The sequence below is a fragment of the Streptomyces sp. NPDC014764 genome, assembly GCF_043082785.1.
Taxonomy (GTDB): domain Bacteria; phylum Actinomycetota; class Actinomycetes; order Streptomycetales; family Streptomycetaceae; genus Streptomyces; species Streptomyces althioticus.
On sequence record NZ_JBIBXY010000001.1, the window covers coordinates 653,576 to 675,879 of the forward strand.

The window sequence follows — 22,304 nt, forward strand, 5'->3', positions numbered from 1 at the left end:
GGGCTCGTGGGGGCGTCGCCCGCCGCGGGCCGGCCGGTGCCGCTCGGGCGGCGGTCACGTGGTGGACTCGGGGCGCGGCTTCTTCTGCCAGGGGTAGGTGGGGCGCGGGGCGGCCGGGGCGATGGCGGGCCGCTCCTGGTCGTCGCTCTGCCGCGGCTCCGCCTCCTGCCGGGCGGTGTCCGGCCAGGTCTGGCCGGGACCGGCGGCATCGGCGGCCGGGGCCTCGGGCCAGCGCGGGGGTGCGGGCGTGGACGGCTGGTCCGTGGTGGTCCAGTGCCGCAGGGCGCCGGCCTCCATGTCGATCTGCTCGCTCAGCGAGTCGAGGTCGTCGTCCGCGAAGCGGCGGGCCCGGTCGCGGGTGGCCCAGCGCAGGGAGTCGGCGGAGCTGGTGATGCGCTCGGTGCGCTCGCGCAGGTCGGGCAGGCGCGCGGACAGCGTCGAGCGGTCCGGCTCCCCCTCCAGGCGACGCAGTTCGGCGTCCAGCTCGTGGCCGTGCGCGCTGAGGCGCTGGAAGAGGGCGAGGGACTCCTTCACCGAGCCGTCCTCGGCGGCGACCGCCTCCAGGGCGTCCTGCGTGGCGCGCATCGAGGTGCGCAGCTTCAGCCGGAGCTGGGCGATCTCGCCGGCCGGGCCGGTCTGCGCGAACGCCTTGGCGCGCAGGGTGTGGTCCTCGACCGTGCGGCGGGCCTGGTGGATGTGACGGTCCGCGCTGCGCTTGGCGGCGCCGACGACCTTCACCGTGGCGTACACGCCCAGTGCCACGAAGAGCACGAAAAGCAGGGCGATCACTGCGAACACCGCTTCCACGAGGCTCCTCCTCCGGGCACGCACGGTCTGTCCCGGCACATGTCGTGCCGCTCCTCCACGGTAAACGCAACGGGCAGGCCCGGAGTTCCGGCGGAACCCCGAACCTGCCCGCAGACGACGCGACGACTACCCGTAAGGGTCAGGCCGGAACGATGTTCACCAGCTTCGGCGCGCGCACGATCACCTTCCGGATCCCGGCGCCGTCCAGCGCCGCGACCACGCGCTCGTCGGCCAGCGCGGTCTTCTCCAGCTCGTCGTCGGAGATGGCCGGGGAGACCTCCAGCCGGGCCTTCACCTTGCCCTTGATCTGGACGACGCAGGTGACGGTCTCGTCGACCACGTACGCGGGGTCGGCCACCGGGAAGTCGCGGTGCACCACGGAGTCGGTGTGGCCCAGCTTGCGCCACAGCTCCTCGGCGATGTGCGGGGCCAGCGGCGCGACCAGCAGCACCAGGGACTCCGCGACCGGGCGCGGCAGCGGGCCGCCCCGCTTGGTCAGGTGGTTGTTCAGCTCGGTGACCTTGGCGATGGCGGTGTTGAACCGCATGCCCTCCAGGTCGCCGCGCACGCCGTCGATCGCCTTGTGCAGGGCGCGCAGGGTGTCCTCGTCGATGCCGTCGGCGTCGTCGGCGTCGTCGGTGTCGACGACGGTCACCTCGCCGGTCGCCTCGTCGACGATGTTGCGCCACAGCCGCTGCAGCAGGCGGAACTGGCCGACGACCGCGCGGGTGTCCCACGGGCGGGACACGTCCAGCGGGCCCATGGCCATCTCGTACAGGCGCAGCGTGTCGGCGCCGTACTCGGCGCAGATCTCGTCCGGGGTGACCGCGTTCTTCAGGGACTTGCCCATCTTGCCCAGCAGCCGGGTGACGCGCTCGCCCTGGTACCAGTAGCCGCCGTCGCGCTCCTCCACCTCGGCGGCCGGCACGGCGATGCCCCGGCTGTCGCGGTAGACGTAGGCCTGGATCATGCCCTGGTTGAACAGCTTGTGGAACGGCTCGGCCGAGGACACGTGCCCCAGGTCGTACAGCACCTTGGACCAGAAGCGGGCGTACAGCAGGTGCAGCACGGCGTGTTCGGCGCCGCCGACGTACAGGTCGACGCCGCCGTGCGGCATGCCCTCGCGCGGGCCCATCCAGTACTGCTCGATCTCCGGGTCGACCAGCTTCTCGGAGTTGTGCGGGTCCAGGTAGCGCAGCTCGTACCAGCAGGAACCGGCCCAGTTGGGCATGGTGTTGGTCTCACGCCGGTACTTCTTCGGCCCGTCGCCCAGGTCCAGGGTGACGTTCACCCAGTCCTCGTTGCGCGACAGCGGCGTCTCGGGCTGGGTGTCGGCGTCGTCCGGGTCGAAGGTGCGCGGGCTGTAGTCCTCGACCTCGGGCAGCTCCAGCGGCAGCATCGACTCGGGCAGCGCGTGGGCGATGCCGTCCTCGTCGTAGACGATCGGGAAGGGCTCGCCCCAGTAGCGCTGACGGCTGAACAGCCAGTCGCGCAGGCGGAAGTTGACGGTGCCCTCGCCGTGGCCCTCGCGCTCCAGCCACTCGGTGATGCGCGCCTTGGCCTCGACGACGCCCAGGCCGTCCAGGGAGACGTGTTCGCCGGAGGAGTTGACGATCTTCGCGTCGTATGACACGAAGGCGTCGTCCCACGTCGACGGGTCGGTCCCGCGGCCGTCGGTCGGTTCGACCACGCAGACGACGGGCAGTTCGAAGGCGCGCGCGAACGCGAAGTCGCGGGAGTCGTGGCCGGGGACGGCCATGATCGCGCCGGTGCCGTAGCCCATCAGGACGTAGTCGGCGATGAAGACGGGGACCTTCTCGCCGTTGACCGGGTTGGTCGCGTACGAGCCGGTGAAGACGCCGGTCTTGTCCTTGGCCTCGGCCTGGCGCTCGACGTCGGACTTGGAGGCGGCCTGCGCGCGGTAGGCGGCCACGGCCTCGGCGGGCGTGGCGTGGCCGCCGGTCCACACCTCGTGGGTGCCCTCGGGCCAGGCGTCGGGGGTGAACTTCTCGACCAGCGGGTGCTCGGGCGCCAGCACCATGTAGGTGGCGCCGAACAGGGTGTCGGGGCGCGTGGTGAAGACGGTGATGTTCTCGCCGTCGATGGGGAAGTCGACGCGGGCGCCCTCGGAGCGGCCGATCCAGTTGCGCTGCTGCAGCTTGATCGCCTCGGGCCAGTCCAGGGCGTCCAGGTCGTCCAGCAGCCGGTCGGCGTAGGCGGTGATGCGCATGTTCCACTGGCGCAGCTTGGCCTTGAAGACGGGGAAGTTGCCGCGCTCGGAGCGGCCGTCGGCGGTGACCTCCTCGTTGGCCAGCACGGTGCCCAGTCCGGGGCACCAGTTGACGGGCGCGTCGGAGGCGTAGGCCAGGCGGAACTCGCCCAGGACGTCGGCGCGCTCGGCCTCGGACAGCTCGCTCCAGGGGCGGGTGTGTCCCGGTACCTCGCGCTCACCGGACTCGAACTGCGCGACCAGCTCGGAGATCGGGCGGGCCTTCTTCGCGTCCTGGTCGTACCAGGAGTTGAAGATCTGCAGGAAGATCCACTGCGTCCACTTGTAGTAGTCCGGGTCGATCGTGGCGAACGACCGGCGCTTGTCGTGGCCCAGGCCCAGCCGGCGCAGCTGGACCTGCATGTTCTTCATGTTGGCCTCGGTGGACACGCGGGGGTGCGTGCCGGTCTGCACCGCGTACTGCTCGGCGGGCAGGCCGAAGGCGTCGAAGCCCAGGGTGTGCAGGACGTTGTGCCCGGTCATGCGCTGGAAGCGGGCGTAGACGTCGGTGGCGATGTAGCCCAGCGGGTGCCCGACGTGCAGGCCCGCACCGGAGGGGTACGGGAACATGTCCATGATGAACTTCTTGGGCCGCGCGACCAGCTCCGGGTCGCCCGCCAGGTCGCCCTTGGGGTTGGGTGCCGCGTACGTGCCCTCGGCGTCCCAGAAGTCCTGCCAGCGTGCTTCGATCTCGGCGGCCAGGGCGGCCGTGTAGCGGTGCGGCGCGGCCTCCGCGGCTGCGGGGTTCGTCTCGCTCATGATCCTCAAAGCTCCATCGATCGTCTCTGCCTGCTGCTGCGACTTCCTGGAAATGAAAAAACCCCTCGCACAGGAGGGGACGCCGCGCCGATTCCGGCCTGCCGGACGCCGGCGGGTCGGGACTGATCAGCGCGGCTCGCTAAGCAGAAGGCGTACGGCACGCATGCGGTCAGGGTACCGCAGGGACGGATCTCGCCGCGACGCCCTTCCACAGGGCACTGAACAACGGTCAAGAGTTACTTCGCGTAACAACCCCTAAGCGGACAACACAACGGCCTCATTGTCTTTTGATAACAGCGCAATAACTCAAAGCTGGTACTGACGGGTACGACGAGGCTTAGAGTTCGGCAGCGGGACCGCTTTACCGAACCGTTCGGAGTTGCCCCCATGAACCCTCGTCCACTCGGCAGCCCACCCCCCGCCCGGGGCAGGTCGGCTGCGACTCCGTCGTACCCGCTGTGCGTCCGGACCTCCGGAGGTGCGTCGTGAGGCCGGACGACAGCACGGCGGACGACTGGTTCGTCGACTTCCTCGACTTCGGCGTCGGCGTCCTGGCGCTCGTCTGCCTCAGCTGCTCCGTGATCTGGGGACTCGTGGCACAGGACCGGATCCTGCTCGGTCCCCGGCAGCGGATCATCGCGCAGGCGGTGCACCGGACCACGGCGGTCGGGGCCGTCGTCTTCCTGCTGATCCACATCGTGATCAAGCTGGCGCTGGACCACACGTCGTGGATCGCGGCCCTGATCCCCTTCGGTCTCGTCCTCACCGACGACGAGGCCGTCATGGGGCGGAGCTTCCTGATCGGCCTCGGCACCCTGGCCGGCATGCTGATGATCTTCGTGGCGATCACCGGCATCCTGCGCAACCGCTTCGCCTCCCCGGCGGAGGTCGCCGCCCGCTGGCGCGCGGTGCACATGCTGGCCTACCCGGCCTGGTGCGCGGCGCTGGTGCACGGCCTCTACGCGGGTCGAACGGCCAAGCCGATCTTCATGATCCTGTACGGCCTGTCGCTGTTCGGCGTGTTCGTGGCCCTGATGCTGCGTGCCTCCCCGCCCCCGGTCAAGCGCAAGGTGGCCGACAAGATCACCTCGCTGCTCGGCCTCGACCGGCAGCCCGGCAGCCGGCTGGAGGAGGCCAGAGCGCGCAACGCCGAGTCCGCACTGCCCGGTTACGGCGGCGGCGCCCGGGGCGACGGCCGGTCGCGCCCCGAGCGCCCGTCGTACGACGCCCCCGACCCGGCTCCGGAACCGGCGAACGGCTTCGCGGCCGCCTACCGCGCGGTGTCCCCCCGGCCGTCCGCCGCGCAGAACCCGCTCACGGACACCACCGCCCGCATGGAGATGCCGGACCTCCGGGCCACGGAGGCGATACCTCGCGTGGACCCGCCCTCCAGCACCTCGGGCAGCTGGCCGATCCCGTCCCCGCCGCCGGTCGGCGAGGCCCCTCCGTCGGCCTACGACCCGCTCAACGACACCGGATACAACATCCCGACCTACAACAATTCGGCCGCCTCCGGCTACGGGTCGAGTGATGTGTACGACACCGCTGAGACAAACAACCTCTACGGCACGTACAACCCGGGTGACACGTACAACAGCGGTCCCGCCAATGCACCAACCCCCGGTGTGCCCTCGTCGTCCTACGACTTCGACGCACCGGGGTCGGGCGAACCTTGGAACACGCCTTCCGGAGGCTTTAAGTGAACGAGGCCCTGCCCGACGTCCCCGAAGTCCGCGTCGTGGGGCTTCCTCAGCTCACGTCGGGTTTCGACCTTGTCGACAGGCTCGATCTGCAGATGCACCTCAAGGTGCACGGCCCGCTCGAGCCCCTGGGCGGTGAGCAGCTCGCGCAGCTCGCCGAGCGCATCAACCTCAGGGGCCGCGGCGGCGCGGGCTTCCCCTTCCACAAGAAGCTGCGCTCGGTCGCCGAATCGGCGATCAAGCGCGGCGTCCGGCCGGTCGTCGTCGTCAACGGCAGCGAGGACGAACCGGCCTGCCGCAAGGACACGGTGCTCATCAACCGGGCGCCGCACCTCATCCTGGACGGCGCGCTGCTGTGCGCCGAGGCCATGGGTGCCCGCACGCTCGTGGTGGGGGTCACCCGTGAGTCCACGCAGCGCTCGATGGAACAGGCGCTCGCCGAGCGCGGCCTGAGCAACGGCCGCCGCTCGGCGCTGCGCGCCTGGGTCCAGCGCAACCCGGTGCGCATGGTGACGGGGGCCGCCGCCTCCCTGATCCGCTCCATCGACGGCGGCCCGGCCATCCCGCCGGGCCGCAAGACCAGCGCCTCCAAGAGCGGTGTGGGCGGCGCGCCCACGCTGCTGTCCAACGCCGAGACGTTCGCCCAGCTCGCGATCGCCGCCCGCATCGGCCCGGAGCGCTACGGCAACACCGGCCTGTACGACGAGCCGGGCACCGTGATGCTCACGGTGTCCGGGGCGGTGGCCCGCCCGATGGTGGTCGAGGTCCCCACCGGTGTGCCGCTGCGCTACGTGCTCCAGCTGGCCGGTGCCCCGCCGGTCCCGCAGGGGGTGCTGACGGGCGGCTACCACGGCAAGTGGATCGACGCGGCGACGGTGAACGAGGCGATCGTCTCCCGCAACTCGCTGGACGCGGTGGGCGGCTCGCTGGGCGCGGGCGCGATCCTGCCGATCAGTCAGGACACCTGCCCGCTGGGCGAGTCGCTGATGGTGGCCAAGTGGCTGGCGCAGGAGAGCGCCAACCAGTGCGGCCCCTGCTACCTGGGGCTCCCGGCCGCCGCGCGCGGCCTGGAGGACATCCTCAACGGCGGCGGCGCGGCCTCGCTCGAGGCGGTCCGGCAGGTCGCGAAGAACGTGAAGCGGCGCGGGGCCTGTTCGCACCCGGACGGCTCGGCGATGTTCCTGGAGTCGACGCTGAAGGCGTTCACCGAGGACATCGCGCTGCACGCCCTCGGCAACGGCTGCGGGCGGCCGGTCACCGGCGTGCTGCCCCTCTTCGAGGGCGGCGCGACCCCGACGGGCATCCCGGGAGGCGAGGACGAGGAGAAGAACGGCCCCAGCCGCCAGAAGATCTTCGTCGACTGGACGCTGTGCCGGGGCCACGGCCTGTGCGCGGACCTCCTCCCGGAGGTCTTCCAGCTCGGCGCGGACGGCTTCCCGACGGTGGCTCAGGCACAGGTGCCGCGGTACGCGGAGGCGAAGGCTCTGCGCGCGGTGCGCCGCTGTCCTGCGCTGGCCCTGCGCATCGAGGAATCGGCGCCCCAGGCGAAGGCGCCGTCCCTGAACCTTCCAGTGCTCTCCCAGGTGCGCGGCAGACGCGCTCTGGGGCGCTGACGCACTGACGGGGGCGACACACAGCCGGCCCTCTCCGGCGGTCTCGGACCGCCGGAGAGGGCCGTTCGCGTTCGGTGTGACGAGGTGTCCGGGGACATGTGCACAACGACCGAGGGCGGACCATCCGTTCGGATGATCCGCCCTCGACTTCTGTGGAGCTAAGGAGAATTGAACTCCTGACCTCCTGCATGCCATGCAGGCGCTCTACCAACTGAGCTATAGCCCCTTGCGGTGTTCCCCCGGGTTTCCCCGGCGGCGACGCCAACTTTACACGGTCCCCCCGGCCCAACACCAAATCGGTTTCGCTTCGCGCCGTTCCGCCCGGAACGCCCGCCCCCGGAGGGGCGCTCCCCCGCCCTCAGCGCTCACGCCGTCACGAACGAGTAGAAGCGTTTGAGGGTGCAGTGCTCCTCCAGCAGCCGGCCGTAGATCGGCTCCCCCTCGAGTTCCCGGTACGTCTCGATGGGGTCGCCCTTTATGATCAGCGCCCGCGCGCACTCCTCGCACCAGTACTGGTAGTCGGGGTTGATCGGCTCCATGTCGCGGACGATGGGCGTGCCGCTGCCGCACCAGTCGCACTTCCGCCTGTGTGCACCCATCGGTCAGCTCCAGCTGTGGCCGCAGGCCGTGCACACGTAGGAGATCCCGCCGTTGTCGCCGAGCACCTGGGCGACGTGTGCGGAACCGCAGGAAGGGCAGCTGAGACGCGTAGAGGTCCGTCGGGTCGACACCGCTCCGAGGAGGTGGTCGACCTCCTCGAGGATGCTCGCAGGCATCACAACTCCCTCCCGTCGGGCCGCGCCCCCTTCCGGTCGTTTGATTCTGCCACGACCGGGCCAATACGGTCAGCGACGCCGTGGTACCGGTAGGGACACGGCTGTACGCCTCGTAGAGGTATACGTCGGAGAACGCCGCCGTGCTCATCGGCGGACGACAAAAGATCCCGCCTCCGCTGAGGGAGACGGGATCTTCACCATGTGGAGCTAAGGAGAATTGAACTCCTGACCTCCTGCATGCCATGCAGGCGCTCTACCAACTGAGCTATAGCCCCTGGCCGCCACATGAAGTGACTTCCTGGTTTCGCTCCGCTCGGCGGGGCGAACAAGAAGAACTTTAGCCTGCGACCTGCCAGAAAGTGAAATCCGGGTCCGGGACTCCGCGGGGCGGGTCGCACGGCCGCCGCCGGAGGCCCCGGCGGCGGGCACGGCCGTCCTCAGGTGTCGTCGCCGAGCACCGGCTCCGGCAGGGTGCCGGCGTTGTGCTCCATCAGCCGCCAGCCCCGGGCGCCCTCGCCGAGGACGGACCAGCAGCAGTTGCTGAGGCCGCCCAGGCTCTCCCAGCTGCGCGGGTCCAGGCCGAGCAGCCGGCCGATGGTGGTGCGGATGGTCCCGCCGTGGCTGACGACCACGAGCGTGCCGTCCTCCGGGAGCTTCTCGACGTGCCGCAGCACCACGGGGGCGGCGCGGTCGGCAACCTCGGTCTCCAGTTCGCCGCCGCCGCGACGGACGGGCTCGCCGCGCTTCCACGCGGCGTACTCCTCGCCGTACCGGGCGATGATCTCGTCGTGCGTCAGGCCCTGCCAGACGCCGGCGTAGGTCTCCCGCAGGGCCTCGTCGTGGAAGACCCGCAGGCCGGTGAGCGCGGCCAGCTCGGCGGCGGTGGCCGCGGCCCGCTCGAGGTCGGAGGCGACGATCGCGTCGGGCTTCAGACCGGCGAGCAGACGTGCCGCCCGGCGGGCCTGGGCGACGCCGGTCTCGGTCAGCTCGACGTCCGTGGAGCCCTGGAAGCGTCGCTCCACGTTCCAGGAGGTCTGGCCGTGCCGCCAGAGGATGACGCGGCGGCCCCGGCGCGCGGAGCCGCTCACCTCACCGGTGGCGCTCACCGCCACTCACCTCCCGGCTCGGTCGCCTCCTCGGCCTCCTGGAGCTTGGCGTGCTCGGCGGCCTTGCCGCGGGTGGCCTTGGCGTCCTCGGGCAGGTCCAGCTCGGGGCAGTCCTTCCAGAGCCGCTCCAGAGCGTAGAAGACCCGCTCCTCGCTGTGCTGGACGTGGACGACGATGTCGACGTAGTCGAGCAGCACCCAGCGGGCCTCGCGGTCGCCCTCGCGGCGGACCGGCTTGGCGCCGAGCTCCTTGCCGAGCCGCTCCTCGATCTCGTCGACGATCGACTTGACCTGGCGGTCGTTCGGCGCGGAGGCCAGCAGGAAAGCGTCGGTGATGGAGAGCACGTCACTGACGTCGTAGGCGACGATGTCGTGCGCGAGCTTGTCGGCGGCCGCCTGGGCGGCGGTGCGGACGAGCTCGATGGAACGGTCGGTTGCGGTCACTGCGTGGCTTTCGGTCGACGGTCGGTTGACCTCCAGGGTCTCACGGACCGCCGGGCGCACCCCACGTCGTCACGCGGGGTGCGCCCGCCCTCACTACGAGCCGGGGTCGTAGTCCTGGCCGAGGACGACCGCCACGCGCGCGTTGCCGGAGATCTTGCCCTTGGTGACGGCGTCGGCGGGCAGGCCGAGGGTCTTGGCGACCTCGGCGGCGTTCTCCTTCTCCGCCGGGTCGGCGTAGACGACCTCGGAGGCGGACTCGGCGGAGCCGGCGGTGCCGCCTTCCAGGAAGGTGAAGCCGCCGTTGAGCAGCACCACGCGGGCCTTCTCGGTGTCGTCCTCGTCCCCGGTGGCGTTGCGCACGGAGACGGTGACCGCGGCGTCCCGGTCGGGGCTCTTGGCGGTGCCGCCGAGGACGTCCTTGACGACGCTGTCACTCGCCTCGGCGGTGAGCGTGCCGTCCTCCTCGACCGGCAGCAGCTGGGTGCGGTGGTCGCCGCCCTTGGCCAGGTCGGAGAGCCCGGCGAGGAAGGCGCCGAGGTCCGCGTCGGTGAGCGGCGGCTCGATGATCTGGCCGAGGGTCTGGACGGTGGTCGTGGCGGCGTCCGGGTCGGAGGTCAGCTTGCGCAGCACCCCGTGCAGCACCTGGCCGAACCGCTCCAGCTGGGCGTCCTGGGCCTCGCCGGGGCCGCGGTGGGTGGCGTACGCGACGGCCATCTTGCCGCTGAGGGTCTGGCCCTTGCCCTTCCTGACCAGCGGCGCCTGGCCCTTCTTCTTGGCGTCCGGGTCGGGCACGTCGGCGTCGGTGTCGACCTCGATGTTGCCGACCAGGTCGACGAGGGTGAGCAGGAAGGGGGTGTCCAGCCGCCAGGTGCCCTCGATGTCGGTGCCGAGGACGGTGTCCAGGGCGGTCCTGGTGCCCTCGGAGCCGTCGTCCTCGACGGACTTGGCGAGCGTGGTGGTGGTGCCGTCCTCGGCGGTCAGGGCGAGGGAGTTGGGCAGCAGCACGGTGGTGCCCTGCTCGGTGGTGGCGTTGTCGACGAGCAGCGCGGTGGAGGTGCCGCCGTTCTCCGTGTCGTGCAGGTGGACGACGAGCACGTCCCGCTTCTGGGCGCCCGCGGCGGTGGTGGTGGTGCCGGTGCCCTTGTCGGAGGCGGAGAGCCCGGGGAGTTTCCCGGCGTACCAGAGGTAGCCGACGCCGCCGGCGGCGACCAGCGCGAACACCACGGTCAGGGCGATGATCCGGCTGCGGGCGCGGCGGCGGGCCTCCTCGCGGCGCTCGGTGCGGTTCTCGGTGAACTTGAGCCAGTCGATGACGTCCTCTGAGTCGTCGTCCGGCTCCTCGACGAAGGCGAACTGCTCGGTGCGGTAGTCGGGGGCGGAGCCGTCGCCGTTGTCCCCGGCGTCGTCGGCCGGGCGGGCCTGCTGCGGGATGTGCGCGGTGCGCTCGGGGGCGTGGCCGGACTGCTCCGGTATGTACGCGGTCTGCTCGGTCACCCTGGGCTGCTGTCCGGTGCCGTCGGGGTGCGCGCCCTGCCCGTAGGGGTCGTGGGCGGGCTGCTGGTGGCCGCCCGTGGCGTACGGGTCGTAGCCGTAGCCGCCGCCGTTGCCGTACGGGTCGTAGGCGGGCTGCTGGCGGCCGCCGGTCGCGTACGGGTCGTAGCCGTAGCCCTGCTGGGGCTGCCCGCCCTGCTGTCCGTAGGGGTCGTACTGCTGCTGCGTCTGCCGGCCGTCGGCCTGCCGGTAGACCGGCCGGCCGTACTCGTCGTAGCCGACGAGCTCGTACGGGCCCCCGTCCCCGTATCCCGCGTCGTATCCGTCGTTCACCGGTGCCCCTCTCGGCTCACTCGCCGCGATACAGCTGGCGCTTGGCGATGTAGCGCACGACACCGTCCGGCACCAGGTACCAGACGGGGTCTCCCTTGGCGACTCTCGCACGGCAGTCCGTGGAGGAGATGGCGAGGGCCGGGACCTCCACGAGCGAGACTCCGCCCTCGGGCAGGCCGGCGTCGGTCAGATGGTGGCCGGGCCGGGTCACGCCGATGAAGTGTGCCAGGGAGAACAGTTCCTCGCTGTCGCGCCAGGTCAGGATCTGGGCGAGGGCGTCGGCTCCGGTGATGAAGAACAGGTCCGTGTCCGGGTTGAGCGCGTCGAGGTCGCGCAGGGTGTCCACGGTGTAGGTGGGCCCGCCGCGGTCGATGTCGATGCGGCTGACCGAGAACTGGGGGTTCTCGGCGGTGGCGATGACCGTCATCAGGTAGCGGTCCTCGGCGGGCGAGACCGCGCGGTGGCTCTTCTGCCACGGCTGGCCGGTGGGGACGAAGACCACCTCGTCGAGGTGGAACTGCGCGGCCACCTCGCTGGCTGCCACCAGGTGCCCGTGGTGGATCGGGTCGAAAGTGCCGCCCATGACGCCCAGACGGCGCTTGCCCCGCTGCGCCGGGCCGGTGCCGGGGCCGGTAGGCATGTCCTGCTCTCCCATGCGTGCAGACCCTACCGGCCCGGCCCGTGGGCCACGTCGGCCAGTGCCCCCGGGACGAGGGCGCCGCGGCTCAGCGGTCGCGGTTGAAGCGGGTGGTGATCCACAGTAGGAGCAGCAGCACGAACAGGGCGCCGCCGCCGGTGAGGTAGGGGCTGAGGCTCTCGTGGTTGCCGCCGTGCTCTCCGCCCTCGGCGGCGAGGGTGACCATCTGGGCAGCGGTGCTGGGGAAGCTCATCTTCGGCAGGACCTATCGCGTGTGGGCGGGATAAAGACGTGCGCTCATCGTATGCGGGCGGCTTCCCGGCGATCACGCCGACTCCGCCGTTGCGGGCGTGCGGAGCCCCGGCGCGGCCGTCCCGGCGCGGGAGGCAACCGTTGCCCGGTGCCCGGTCGTCCTTCCGCGTGAGGCCGCACGGAGCGCCCGTCCCCTGCCCGCGCACGGGAATCCCGCCTAGGCTGGGTTCCGCCGCGGGGAACGGGGCCGCACCGGCGACCGCGCAGATCCATCAGACGCACATGGGGGATACATGTCCGACGGCCACCAGCACAACGGGCACGAGAGGGTGCCCGGCAGGCAGCGCAGGCGCTTCCCCGGGATCTCCTCGCGTGCGTACGAACACCCCGCCGACCGTTCCGCGCTGGTGGCACTGCGGAAGCTGAGCGGGTTCGACACGGTCTTCAAGGCGCTGAGCGGACTGCTGCCCGAGCGGAGTCTGCGGCTGTTGTTCCTGTCCGACTCGGTGCGGGTCTCGGACCGGCAGTTCGCGCATCTCAACGACATGCTGCGGGACGCCTGCTACATCCTGGACCTGGAGAAGGTCCCGCCGATGTACGTCAACCAGGACCCGAACCCCAACGCGATGTGCATCGGTCTCGACGAGCCGATCATCGTGGTGACCACGGGTCTGGTGGAGCTGCTCGACGAGGAGGAGATGCGGGCGGTCGTCGGGCACGAGGTCGGGCACGCGCTGTCCGGCCACTCGGTGTACCGCACGGTCCTGCTGTTCCTGACGTCGCTGGCGGTCCGGGTCGCCTGGATCCCGCTGGGCAACGTGGCGATCATGGCGATCGTGACCGCGCTGCGGGAGTGGTTCCGCAAGTCGGAGCTGTCCGCGGACCGCGCGGGGCTGCTGGTGGGGCAGGACGTCCAGGCGTCGATGCGCGGCCTGATGAAGATCGCGGGCGGCAACCACCTGCACGAGATGAACGTGGACGCGTTCCTGGAGCAGGCCGAGGAGTACGAGTCGGGCGGGGACCTGCGCGACTCCGTGCTGAAGATCCTCAACGTGCTGCCGCGCTCGCACCCGTTCACCACGGTGCGGGCGGCCGAGCTGAAGAAGTGGGCGGCCTCCCGGGACTTCCAGCGGATCATGGACGGCCACTACCCGCGCCGCGAGGACGACAAGGAGGCGTCGGTGCGGGACTCCTGGCGGGAGTCGGCGAGCACCTACGCCGACGAGGTGCGGACCTCCAAGGACCCGCTGATGAAGCTGGTCGGCGACATCGCGGGCGGCGCCGGCGACCTGGGCGACCGGGTCCGCCGCGGCTTCGGCGGCTTCACGGGTTCGAAGCCCGGCCCGTCCGGCCCCGACGGCGACGGCGACACCGACGGGAACCCGCCGCGCGACCAGGCGTGAGACACCGCGCGGCCCGGTCTCACAGCCGGGGCTGGGCCGCGTCCGCCAGGGTGCCGCAGAGCGCCGGGGCGGTGGTGTCGGGCGCGTAGGGATCGGTGCCGGGCGGGGCGGTGTGCGGGGCGCGCTGGCCGGCGAGCAGGGGGTGCAGGACCGGGGCGGGGTCCACGGCGCAGGACTGGGGCCCGGCCTGGACGTGCGAGACGACCAGCTCCGCCTGGTGCAGCCGCAGGTCCTCCCGGTCGAAGCGGAACCTGAGCTCGCGGCGCACCGTGAACAGTGACGCCTCCGTGTCCGGGCCCGCGCCGGCCGGGCGGAGCGCGTAGACGACGGTGTGGTCGGTGGTGACCTCAAGCGTCCCGGAGTCGGCTTCGGCGGCCTGGAGGGTGCCCCGGACCCGGATGTGCGGGTCGGCGAGCCGCACATGGGCGGGGTCGAAGCGGACGAGCCATCCGGTGACCGCGTGCCGTCCGTCGGCGGCGGGCCGGTCGAGGCTCTGGTCGAACTGCTCCTGCTGGCGGGAGTCGAGCAGCACCCGTACGGCGCGGGTCTCGCGGCCGGTGACGACGGCCGGGTCGAGGGCGGACCGTACGACGTAGTCCCGGGCGGTGAGCAGGGCGGACACCACCTGGTCGTCGGAGAAGTTCGCGGTGCGCCGGGTCGGCGGGAGCGGGACGCCCTCGGCGCCGGCGCGGAAGTGCGCGGCGGGGCTGTGCGTGTACAGCTGGTCGACGTCGCGGGCGCCGGGCACCGCACCCTCGGGGGCGAGGGGCACCACGGTCATCCGTAAGGGCTCCGCGGGCCGCTCGGCGACGGGGGTCCGGTAGGGGTGGCGCACGCCCATGTAGACGGCGGTGCCGAAAGCCACGGCGATCAGCAGGACCAGGACGAGTGCCTGCCGCGAGAGGCCGCTGCGGCGGGCCGGCGGGAGGCGGCGCACGGCGGGCGTGTGGTCGGTGATGCGCTCCTGCGCGGAGAACTCCTGGAGCCGGGCAGCGCGCACGAAGGTCTCGTCGAAGACGACGGACCGGTACTCGTCGTCACCGCCTCGGGGGGCTCCCTCGGGCGTCCCCTCGGGCGGGTCCGAAGGCTCTCCCATACCTTCAGGGTAGGTCTGGCGGGGTGCCGGTAAACGCCCGCCGGGGCTCCAACTTCTGTCAGGTTCTCACCAAGGCGGAGCAGGGGTCACGGCCCGCCCGTGGGGATCACCGGGACGGTCGGCCGGGAGTGGTCCGCCGAGGGCGCCGCGCCCGTGCCCTGGCCGACGCCGGTGGTGGCGGGCGGCGGGGCGGGCTCCTGGCGCTGCGCGGAGCCGCCCCGGTAGACCGCCGAGAAGGCGAGCGCGACCATGCCGATGCCCATCACCAGGGCCAGCATCCAGGCGACCGGGCGGTGCCAGCGCACCTGCCTGCCGTAAGGGGAGCCGTACTCGGCCTCCGGGGCGTCGGCGTCCTCGTCGTCGGAGTCGTGGCCCCCGGCGCGGTGGCCGCCGTAGCCGTCGTCGCGCCGCCGGGAGCGGGTGCGGTGGGCCTCCGCCTCGGAGGCCTCCGCTCTGGCCTGCGCGGCGGCCAGGAGACGCTCGACGGCGGTCGGCTCGTGCACCGCGGCCGCCTGTACGAAGGCCTCGTCGAAGACCACGGAGGCGAACTCTTCGTCCGACACCCCGCGGTCGTGGTCGTCGTCGGGCTTCCAGCCGTCAGGGAACGGCGTGCCCCCCACGTCCTCCGGCACTCGTCCAGAGTAGACCTGGGGGGTCAATTTGGGCAGACGGTACGGAAATTCGTCCGCCCATCGGATGTGGCCCCGCCGGGCCGCGCCGGCGGGGCGCGCCCCTCAGCGCCGGGTGTGGCCGTCGCCGGTGACGATGTACTTCGTGCTGGTCAGCTCGGGCAGGCCCATGGGACCGCGGGCGTGCAGCTTCTGCGTGGAGATGCCGATCTCCGCGCCGAAACCGAACTGGCCGCCGTCGGTGAACCGGGTGGAGGCGTTCACCGCGACCGTGGTGGAGTCCACCAGCTGGGTGAACCGGCGGGCGGCCTGCTGCGAGGTGGTGACGATGGCCTCGGTGTGGCCGGAGGTCCACAGCCGGATGTGCTCGACCGCCCGGTCCAGGGAGTCGACCACGGCGGCGGCGATGTCGTGGGACAGGTACTCGGTCTCCCAGTCCTCCGTGGTGGCCTCCACGACGGTGGCCCGGGAGTCCTTGGCGTACGCCATCACGCGCTCGTCGGCGTGCACGGTCACCCCGGCGTCGGCGAGGGCGTCCAGCGCGCGGGGCAGGAACTCGGCAGCGATGTCCTGGTGCACCAGCAGCGTCTCGGCGGCGTTGCACACGCCGACGCGCTGCGCCTTGCTGTTGACCAGGATGTCGACGGCCATGCCGAGGTCGGCGTGGGCGTCGACGTAGACGTGGCAGTTGCCGGTGCCGGTCTCGATGACGGGGACGGTGGACTCCTGCACGACCGTGTTGATCAGCGAGGCGCCGCCGCGCGGGATCAGCACGTCGACCAGGCCGCGGGCGCGCATCAGCTCCCGCACGCTGTCCCGGCTCTCCCCGGGAACCATCTGGACGGCGTCGGCGGGCAGGCCCGCGCCGTGCACGGCGTCGCGCAGCACCCGCACCAGCGCGGTGTTGGAGCGGTAGGCGGAGGAGGAACCGCGCAGCAGGACCGCGTTGCCCGACTTCAGGCAGAGGGCGGCGGCGTCGACCGTCACGTTGGGACGGCCCTCGTAGATGATGCCGACGACGCCGAGGGGCACCCGGACCTGGCGCAGGTCGATGCCGTTGGGCAGGGTGGAACCGCGGACGACCTCGCCGACCGGGTCGGGCAGCGCAGCCACGTCCCGCACGTCGGCGGCGATGGCGCGGACCCGCTCCGGGGTGAGCGTGAGCCGGTCGATCATGCCCTCGCCGATGCCGGCCTCGCGCGCCTTCGCCACGTCCTGGGCGTTGGCCTCGACGATCTCGCTCGTGCGGACCTCCAGCGCGTCCGCGATGGCGAGCAGCGCGTCGTCCTTGGCGGCGCGCGGCAGCGGGGCGAGGGTGGCGGCGGCGCCCTTGGCGCGGTAGGCGGCCTGGCTGACCGGGGACATCGAGTCGAACGGCGAGAGCGTGGTCATGGGTGGAAGCGTAGTGTGCCCGGGCCGCGGCGGAGGGGTTCGTCCCACACCCCGAGACAGGGATATTCAGGGTCAAAACGGGTGTGACAGGAGAGGCTCCGGGTGTCACGGGAACGGGTGCACCCCGACCGGCGTGGCCGGTACCGGCCCGTGCCCGGCGGCGACGCGGCTGCGGTAGGTGGCCCGGTCGATGACCTCCAGGCCCACGATCTCCCACGGCGGCAGTCCCGCGGACCGCCGGTGCTCGCCCCACAGGCGCAGCGCCACCGCGGCCGCGTCGTGCAGGTCACGGGCCTCCTCCCAGTAGCGGATCTCCGCGTGGTCGTCGGCGTAGCGGCTGGTCAGCAGGAACGGGTGGTCGTGGGCGAGCTGCTCCAGCGCCCGCCGGACCTCCGCGACCGGCGCGGGCTCGCCGGAGACGCTGAGGGTGACGTGCCACAGGCGGGGCAGGTCGCGCGCCTCGCCGCCCCGGTGCCGGTCCCCGGCCGCGACGCTGGTCAGGGCGCGTTCCTCACCCGCCGCCCGGGAGCCGCGGCCACCGTGGGACACCGTCGTCCCGGGGCGCACTCGTCTCACGACGGCCTCCTTCACACGCGCACCGCCCGCACGCCGGGCGGAATTTTGTCCCTGCGACAAAGTTGAGCAGGCTGTCGCGGATCGTGGGGCGGTTTCGCGGAACGTCCACCACCGAGGGCCGACGTTTTGGGGCATTACGGATGCAGGACCACGAGATCGTCCCTGTGTACGACCTCGCGTTCGTACCCGGGGCCGAGCTCCCGCGCGAGTTCGCGGGTCGAGCGGCCCACCAGGAGGGGGATCTCCTTGGCGTCGAAGTTGACGAGCCCGCGGGCCACCGCGCGGCCCTCCCGGTCCCGCAGCTCCACCGGGTCGCCCGCGCTGAAGTCGCCCTCGACGCCGGCGATGCCTGCCGGGAGCAGCGACTTGCGGCCCTCGACGACCGCGCGCACCGCTCCGTCGTCCAGGGTGAGCGAGCCCTGCGGGGTGGAGGCGTGCTGGAGCCACAGCAGCCGGTCGGCGGAGCGGCGCCCGGTGGGGTGGAAGTAGGTGCCGGTGTCACCGCCGCCCAGCGCCTCGGCCGCGTGGACCGCGCTGGTCAGCACCACCTGGATGCCCGCGGCGGCGGCGATCCGGGCGGCCTCCACCTTGGTGACCATGCCGCCGGTGCCGACGCCCGCCTTGCCGGCGCTGCCGATCTCCACGTGGGCGAGGTCCTCGGGTCCCCTGATCTCCGCTATCCGTGAGGTGCCGGGACGGGACGGGTCGCCGTCGTACACGCCGTCCACGTCGGACAGCAGCACCAGCAGGTCGGCGCGGACCAGATGGGCGACGAGCGCGGCGAGCCGGTCGTTGTCACCGAAGCGGATCTCGTCCGTGGCGACGGTGTCGTTCTCGTTGACCACCGGCAGGGCGCCCATCGCGAGCAGCTTGTCCAGGGTGCGGGAGGCGTTGCGGTGGTGGGCGCGGCGGCTCATGTCGTCGCTGGTCAGCAGCACCTGCCCGACGCGGACGCCGTAGCGGGCGAAGGAGGCGGTGTAGCGGGCGACGAGCAGACCCTGCCCGACGCTGGCGGCGGCCTGCTGGCGGGCCAGGTCACTGGGCCGGCGGCGCAGTCCCAGCGGGGCGAGACCGGCGGCGATGGCGCCGGAGGAGACGAGGACGACCTCACGCTCCCCGCCCGCCCGTCTGCCGCCCCCCTCGGCCGGGGCCGTGCGGGCCACCCCTTCTTTCCTGGTCTTGGCGAGGACGTCCACGAGCGCGTCCACGCGGTCGGCGTCCAGTCCGCCCGCGGCGGTGGTCAGCGACGAGGAGCCGACCTTGACGACGATCCTGCGCGCCTCGACCACGGTCTGCCGTGCCCCTGCCACTGTGCCGTCGCTCCTCACGTCGATCGCTTCGCCCGGCAGGCAATCTACGCGAAGCGCATCGAAGGACGCTCGACGGTCCAGCCTCCGGACACCGCGCCGGACACGGCCCGGCGGCCTCCAGGACGCCGTACCCCGTCCGCGCGAACCGGGGTGTGGACACCAGTGCGACGACACCTGGCCTGCGGCGGCGCGACACGCGCGTGTCGTCTTCAGGCCGACGGCCGTTAACCCGGCGCACGTCCCTCACGACCCTGGAGTGACCGCAGTGCCCCTACCCACGTCCCGTCGGCGGTTCAGGGCGGGTATCCGCCGGCCCCGCCTCCCGCTGCTCCGCGCGCCCGGCCGCCCCGCGCTCGCCACGCTCCTCACGGCGTCCGTCCTGGCCGGTGCCTACGTGGTGCAGGCCGTGGCGGCGCTGGCCCCGCACGTGCCGCTGCTGCTGGCCGCCACCGCCCTCTCGCTGGCCGTCGAGGGCGTGCTGTACCGCTGGCAGCGTGGGGTCCCCGCGCTGTTCGCCAAGGCGCACGCGGACGTCACCGTCCGCCATGTGCTGCGCGACCTGCTGCTGGTGGTGGGCCTGCTGCGGCTCGGCGAGCAGCACCGCGAGACGCAGTACGCGCCGCTGCTCGCCGGCCTGCTGCTGTGCTACGCCCTGCACTGCGCCATCCAGGCGGTGTCCGTGCTGGTGCGCCGCACCCGCACGCTGCCGGTGGTGACCCGCAACATCGACGCCTCCGCGCTGCGCCTGTCCCCCGCCCCGCCCGCTCTGCTGCGCCGCCCCGGACACCGGCTGCTGGTCTTCGGGCTGCCCGCGACGGCCGGGCTGACGGTGACGGCGGTGACGGACGACGCGCGGTGCGCGGCGGCCGGGATCGCGCTGTCACTGGCGCTCGCACTGGGCGGTCTGGTCGCGCTGTCGCTGCGGCTGCTGCCCGGGAGGCGCCCGGCCGGCGAGCAGGAGGTGCTCGCCTGGTTCGACGCCTGGCTGGCCGAGTACCGGCCCACCGTGGGGCTGTACTTCTCCGGCGGTCCGTCCTCCGTCTACCAGGCCGGGATGTGGCTGGAGCCGCTGGCCCGGCTGGACGGACGGCCGCTGATCGTGCTGCGCGAGCGGTACATGGTGTCGCGGATGCCGGCGACCGACATCCCGATCGTGTGCCTGCCGAAGGTGCCGACGCTGATGCGGCTCGAGCACTCCACGCTCCAGGTGCTCATCCACCCGTCCAACTCCGGCAAGACCTCGCAGGTGCTGCGCATCCCCACGATCAAGCACGCGTTCGTCAACCACGGGGAGAGCGACAAGCTGTCGTCCTGCAACCCGTACGCGAAGGCGTACGACGAGGTGTGGGTCGCGGGTCCGGCGGCGCGCGAGCGGTACGCGCTGGCCGAGGTCGGGGTCGAGGACAAGGACGTGGTGGAGATCGGCCGCCCGCAGCTGGACGCGGTCCGGCCGTACGCGGGGCCGCCCACGGGCGCGTACGTCACCGTGCTGTACGCGCCGACCTGGGAGGGCTGGGACGGCAACCCCGGCAACACCTCGGTGATCACGGCCGGCGAGAACCTGGTGCGGGCGCTCCTCGCGGACCCGGGCGTGCGGCTGCTGTACAAGCCGCACCCGCTGACCGGCTCGGTGGACCCGCGCGCGGGCGCCGCGGACCGCCGCATCCGGGAGATGGTCCGCGCGGCCGCCCGGGCCCGCTCCGGCCCGCGCCCCGCCCCGTCGAAGGAGCCGGCCGCCCGCACGGCCGAGCTGGACCGGCTGACCGCCGCGGAGTTCCGTGAGGGCGCCGACCAGACGGAGCGGATGCTCGTCCAGTCCGCTCCGCCGGCGGGCCGCGCGGAGGCGGTGGCGCGGGCGACCGAGGCCTGGGAGGCGGCGTACTGGGCGTCGCTCCCGGAGTGGGAGCACCAGGTCGTCGAGGACGCCCGCCCCTCGCTGTACTCCTGCTTCGACGTGGCCGACCTGCTGATCAGCGACGTGTCGAGCGTGATCAGCGACTTCCTGGCGAGCGGCAAGCCGTACGCGGTGACGAACACCGGCGGCCTCACCGAGGAGACGTTCCGCGCCCGGTTCCCGACGGTGGCGGCGGCGACCGTCCTCACCCCGGACGCGACGGGCGTGCCGGCCCTGCTGGAGACCGTCCGGCACCCGGAGAAGGACGGTCTGGCAGAGGAGCGTGCGAAGCTGCGCCTGCACCTGCTGGGCCCGTCCGAGCCCTCGTCCCAGGAGCGCTTCGCCGAGGCCGTACGCGCCCTGGGCGCGGCGGCCGCGACGCACAGGGCCCGGATGACCGGCAGGACGGCGGCGGGCGTCCCGGCCCCCCGCCAGGCCCGTCCGGCACCCGCCCGGATCACGCTGCCCGCGCCGGAACGGCCGGGGCAGCTCGCCTGACGACGCGCGGAAGGGCGCTCACGGAGCAGAACGGCGGGTCGCCGCGCATGGACGCGCGGCGGCCCGCCGGGGGTCCGGGGCGGCGCCTCAGGCGCGCTCGAAGGAGCTCGGGTACGGGAAGTACCACTCCAGGAAGTCGTGGACGTAGGAGCGCACGTAGTCGCGGCGGTCGGGGGCCGTGTCCACGTCGTTGAGGCAGAAGAAGTCGTAGCCGCGGCGCGTCTTGAGGGACTCGACGCGCTCCTCCAGGTGGGGCTTGCCGACGTCGACGTAGCGGTACTTGAACTTCGCCGGGACGGCGCGGCCGGTGAGCAGCGCCAGGTGGTGGTGGAAGGAGGTGGCCGGCGAGACGTCCTCGATCGACCGGAACCGGGACCGCATGGTCCGCTCGATCGCCTCCGGGTAGTCCCGCTCCAGATCGGTCAGCACGTCCCGGCGCTGGGGGTGCGGGGTGTGCAGGAACTTGTGGGTGATGGACACCCCGTAGGCCCCCTCCAGCAGCCGGCGCACGTTCCGCCCGGCGGAGTTGGGCGCGGAGGCCTGCGGGTGCGGGGCGCCGACGCCGATCTGGTACGTCGAGAAGGGCAGCCGGGCGACGCCGCTGGCGTGGAAGAAGTGCTGCGGGGTGACGCTGCGGCCGACGAACACGTCGTCGTTGAAGTACAGGTAGTGGTCCGAGAGGCCCGGGATGTGGTGCAGCCGCGTCTCGATGGCGTGCGAGTTGAAGACCGGCAGGACGCCCTCGGGGAAGATGTCCTTGTGGTCCACGACCGTGACGCCCGGCGCCTCCGGGTCGAGCCACTGGGGGGTCTGGCCGTCGGTGACGATGTACACGTGCCGCACGAAGCCGGCGTACATCTGGAGGGACCGCAGGGAGTACTTGAGCTCGTCGTGGCTGGTGTAGCGGGACTCGCCGACCTCGCGGGCGGCGATGCCGGCGTCCCCGTCGCCGCGGTACTTCTGGCGCTTGGCGCGCAGTTCGGGGTCCTGACCGTCGACCCAGGTGTAGACGACGTCGATGGGGAACGTGACGTCCTCCACCGTGGTCACGGTGAACGGCGCGAAGGTGGGGTGCTCCCGCCCGCCGACCGTGACCTTCGCGGGCGTCTGCTCCGCGGTCGGCACCACGTCGGCGATGCGGTTGCGGCGCGGCGCCACGAGGGAGTCGGCCAGGACGTCGGCGGAGGCCTGCGGCGACACGCGCGCCAGCTCCGCCTGCGCCTGGGGACCTGCGAGCACGTCGGCGCCGTCCTGCCAGAACTCCACGTCGCAGCCGAGCATCGGACCGCCCAGGACCTGCCCCGCGGGACCCAGACGCAC

Annotated in this window: 19 protein-coding genes and 2 tRNA genes; 4 read left to right on the forward strand and 17 right to left on the reverse strand. The window is 72.3% G+C overall.

All coding sequences use genetic code 11. The features are described from left to right. Positions 1 to 54 precede the first annotated feature (54 nt). Together ACF1AG_RS02995 and leuS are read right to left on the reverse strand one after the other, a co-directional pair. Entirely contained in the window at positions 55 to 807 is a 753-nt protein-coding gene (locus ACF1AG_RS02995; protein WP_359603294.1) for a hypothetical protein, read from the reverse strand. Between the two features lie 139 nt (positions 808 to 946). Then, positions 947 to 3,835 (reverse strand): leucine--tRNA ligase, encoded by a 2,889-nt coding sequence (gene leuS, locus ACF1AG_RS03000; RefSeq protein WP_359603296.1) that lies wholly within the window; start codon positions 3,833 to 3,835, stop codon positions 947 to 949. 485 nt (positions 3,836 to 4,320) lie between these two features. Here leuS and ACF1AG_RS03005 point away from each other — a divergent pair, with 485 nt between their 5' ends. Beyond that, entirely contained in the window at positions 4,321 to 5,538 is a 1,218-nt protein-coding gene (locus ACF1AG_RS03005; protein WP_359603298.1) for a cytochrome b/b6 domain-containing protein, read from the forward strand. Then, positions 5,535 to 7,148, forward strand: coding sequence for an NADH-ubiquinone oxidoreductase-F iron-sulfur binding region domain-containing protein (locus ACF1AG_RS03010; protein WP_391809247.1), 1,614 nt, complete (start codon positions 5,535 to 5,537; stop codon positions 7,146 to 7,148). Before ACF1AG_RS03005 ends, ACF1AG_RS03010 begins: the two co-directional genes overlap by 4 nt. A 153-nt stretch (positions 7,149 to 7,301) precedes the next feature. Here ACF1AG_RS03010 and ACF1AG_RS03015 read toward each other — a convergent pair. From ACF1AG_RS03015 to ACF1AG_RS03055, 9 genes are all read right to left on the reverse strand, one after another. Beyond that, a tRNA-Ala gene (locus tag ACF1AG_RS03015) sits at positions 7,302 to 7,374 on the reverse strand. A 139-nt stretch (positions 7,375 to 7,513) separates the two neighbouring features. Continuing rightward, positions 7,514 to 7,747 carry a hypothetical protein gene (locus ACF1AG_RS03020; RefSeq protein ID WP_006136074.1) on the reverse strand — a complete coding sequence of 78 codons (234 nt, stop codon included), beginning with the start codon at positions 7,745 to 7,747 and terminating at the stop codon, positions 7,514 to 7,516. 3 nt (positions 7,748 to 7,750) lie between these two features. Beyond that, positions 7,751 to 7,924 carry a hypothetical protein gene (locus ACF1AG_RS03025; protein ID WP_006136075.1) on the reverse strand — a complete coding sequence of 58 codons (174 nt, stop codon included), beginning with the start codon at positions 7,922 to 7,924 and terminating at the stop codon, positions 7,751 to 7,753. Positions 7,925 to 8,126: 202 nt separating this feature from the next. Then, positions 8,127 to 8,199, reverse strand: a tRNA-Ala gene (locus ACF1AG_RS03030). Between the two features lie 162 nt (positions 8,200 to 8,361). Then, positions 8,362 to 9,036 carry a histidine phosphatase family protein gene (locus tag ACF1AG_RS03035; protein WP_387794561.1) on the reverse strand — a complete coding sequence of 225 codons (675 nt, stop codon included), beginning with the start codon at positions 9,034 to 9,036 and terminating at the stop codon, positions 8,362 to 8,364. Then, the gene (gene rsfS / locus ACF1AG_RS03040; protein WP_359605014.1) at positions 9,027 to 9,473 is read right to left on the reverse strand and encodes a ribosome silencing factor; all 447 of its coding nucleotides are present in this window, start codon (positions 9,471 to 9,473) and stop codon (positions 9,027 to 9,029) included. The genes ACF1AG_RS03035 and rsfS overlap by 10 nt, the downstream gene beginning before the upstream one ends. A 93-nt stretch (positions 9,474 to 9,566) precedes the next feature. Continuing rightward, positions 9,567 to 11,297: an LCP family protein gene (locus ACF1AG_RS03045; RefSeq protein WP_391809248.1), complete on the reverse strand. Its 1,731-nt coding sequence runs from the start codon at positions 11,295 to 11,297 to the stop codon at positions 9,567 to 9,569. A gap of 16 nt (positions 11,298 to 11,313) precedes the next feature. Next, positions 11,314 to 11,952 carry a nicotinate-nucleotide adenylyltransferase gene (gene nadD, locus ACF1AG_RS03050; protein ID WP_359605018.1) on the reverse strand — a complete coding sequence of 213 codons (639 nt, stop codon included), beginning with the start codon at positions 11,950 to 11,952 and terminating at the stop codon, positions 11,314 to 11,316. Between the two features lie 70 nt (positions 11,953 to 12,022). Further along, on the reverse strand, positions 12,023 to 12,187 hold the full coding sequence (locus ACF1AG_RS03055; RefSeq protein WP_006136080.1) for a hypothetical protein: 165 nt from the start codon (positions 12,185 to 12,187) through the stop codon (positions 12,023 to 12,025). A 292-nt stretch (positions 12,188 to 12,479) separates the two neighbouring features. On the opposite strand from ACF1AG_RS03055, the gene ACF1AG_RS03060 reads away from it, so the two are divergent. After that, positions 12,480 to 13,589 (forward strand): M48 family metallopeptidase, encoded by a 1,110-nt coding sequence (locus tag ACF1AG_RS03060; protein ID WP_359605020.1) that lies wholly within the window; start codon positions 12,480 to 12,482, stop codon positions 13,587 to 13,589. Between the two features lie 19 nt (positions 13,590 to 13,608). On the opposite strand, the gene ACF1AG_RS03065 is transcribed toward ACF1AG_RS03060, so the two are convergent. The 5 genes from ACF1AG_RS03065 to proB form a co-directional block, all read right to left on the reverse strand. Further along, a complete protein-coding gene (locus ACF1AG_RS03065) occupies positions 13,609 to 14,685 on the reverse strand; it encodes a hypothetical protein (protein ID WP_387794558.1) in 1,077 nt (358 codons plus the stop codon). A gap of 86 nt (positions 14,686 to 14,771) precedes the next feature. Next, entirely contained in the window at positions 14,772 to 15,344 is a 573-nt protein-coding gene (locus tag ACF1AG_RS03070; RefSeq protein WP_359605024.1) for a hypothetical protein, read from the reverse strand. A 75-nt stretch (positions 15,345 to 15,419) separates the two neighbouring features. Further along, positions 15,420 to 16,706 carry a glutamate-5-semialdehyde dehydrogenase gene (locus ACF1AG_RS03075; RefSeq protein WP_359605026.1) on the reverse strand — a complete coding sequence of 429 codons (1,287 nt, stop codon included), beginning with the start codon at positions 16,704 to 16,706 and terminating at the stop codon, positions 15,420 to 15,422. Positions 16,707 to 16,811: 105 nt separating this feature from the next. Beyond that, positions 16,812 to 17,282 carry a hypothetical protein gene (locus tag ACF1AG_RS03080; protein WP_052183367.1) on the reverse strand — a complete coding sequence of 157 codons (471 nt, stop codon included), beginning with the start codon at positions 17,280 to 17,282 and terminating at the stop codon, positions 16,812 to 16,814. Between the two features lie 134 nt (positions 17,283 to 17,416). After that, positions 17,417 to 18,592, reverse strand: coding sequence for a glutamate 5-kinase (gene proB / locus ACF1AG_RS03085; RefSeq protein ID WP_359605030.1), 1,176 nt, complete (start codon positions 18,590 to 18,592; stop codon positions 17,417 to 17,419). Between the two features lie 325 nt (positions 18,593 to 18,917). On the opposite strand from proB, the gene ACF1AG_RS03090 reads away from it, so the two are divergent. Beyond that, on the forward strand, positions 18,918 to 20,984 hold the full coding sequence (locus tag ACF1AG_RS03090) for a hypothetical protein (RefSeq protein ID WP_387794834.1): 2,067 nt from the start codon (positions 18,918 to 18,920) through the stop codon (positions 20,982 to 20,984). Between the two features lie 87 nt (positions 20,985 to 21,071). Here ACF1AG_RS03090 and ACF1AG_RS03095 read toward each other — a convergent pair. Further along, positions 21,072 to 22,304 (reverse strand): stealth family protein (locus ACF1AG_RS03095; RefSeq protein WP_391809249.1); only part of this gene is annotated, 1,233 nt, incomplete at its 5' end.

Coding starts and splice junctions, on each gene's coding strand:
- leuS (WP_359603296.1), bottom strand. CDS start 3,835: ATGAGCGAGACGAACCCCGCAGCCGCGGAGGCCGCGCCGCACCGCTAC.
- ACF1AG_RS03060 (WP_359605020.1), top strand. CDS start 12,480: ATGTCCGACGGCCACCAGCACAACGGGCACGAGAGGGTGCCCGGCAGG.
- ACF1AG_RS03025 (WP_006136075.1), bottom strand. CDS start 7,924: ATGCCTGCGAGCATCCTCGAGGAGGTCGACCACCTCCTCGGAGCGGTG.
- ACF1AG_RS03055 (WP_006136080.1), bottom strand. CDS start 12,187: ATGAGCTTCCCCAGCACCGCTGCCCAGATGGTCACCCTCGCCGCCGAG.
- ACF1AG_RS03065 (WP_387794558.1), bottom strand. CDS start 14,685: ATGGGAGAGCCTTCGGACCCGCCCGAGGGGACGCCCGAGGGAGCCCCC.
- ACF1AG_RS03020 (WP_006136074.1), bottom strand. CDS start 7,747: ATGGGTGCACACAGGCGGAAGTGCGACTGGTGCGGCAGCGGCACGCCC.
- nadD (WP_359605018.1), bottom strand. CDS start 11,952: ATGGGAGAGCAGGACATGCCTACCGGCCCCGGCACCGGCCCGGCGCAG.
- ACF1AG_RS03075 (WP_359605026.1), bottom strand. CDS start 16,706: ATGACCACGCTCTCGCCGTTCGACTCGATGTCCCCGGTCAGCCAGGCC.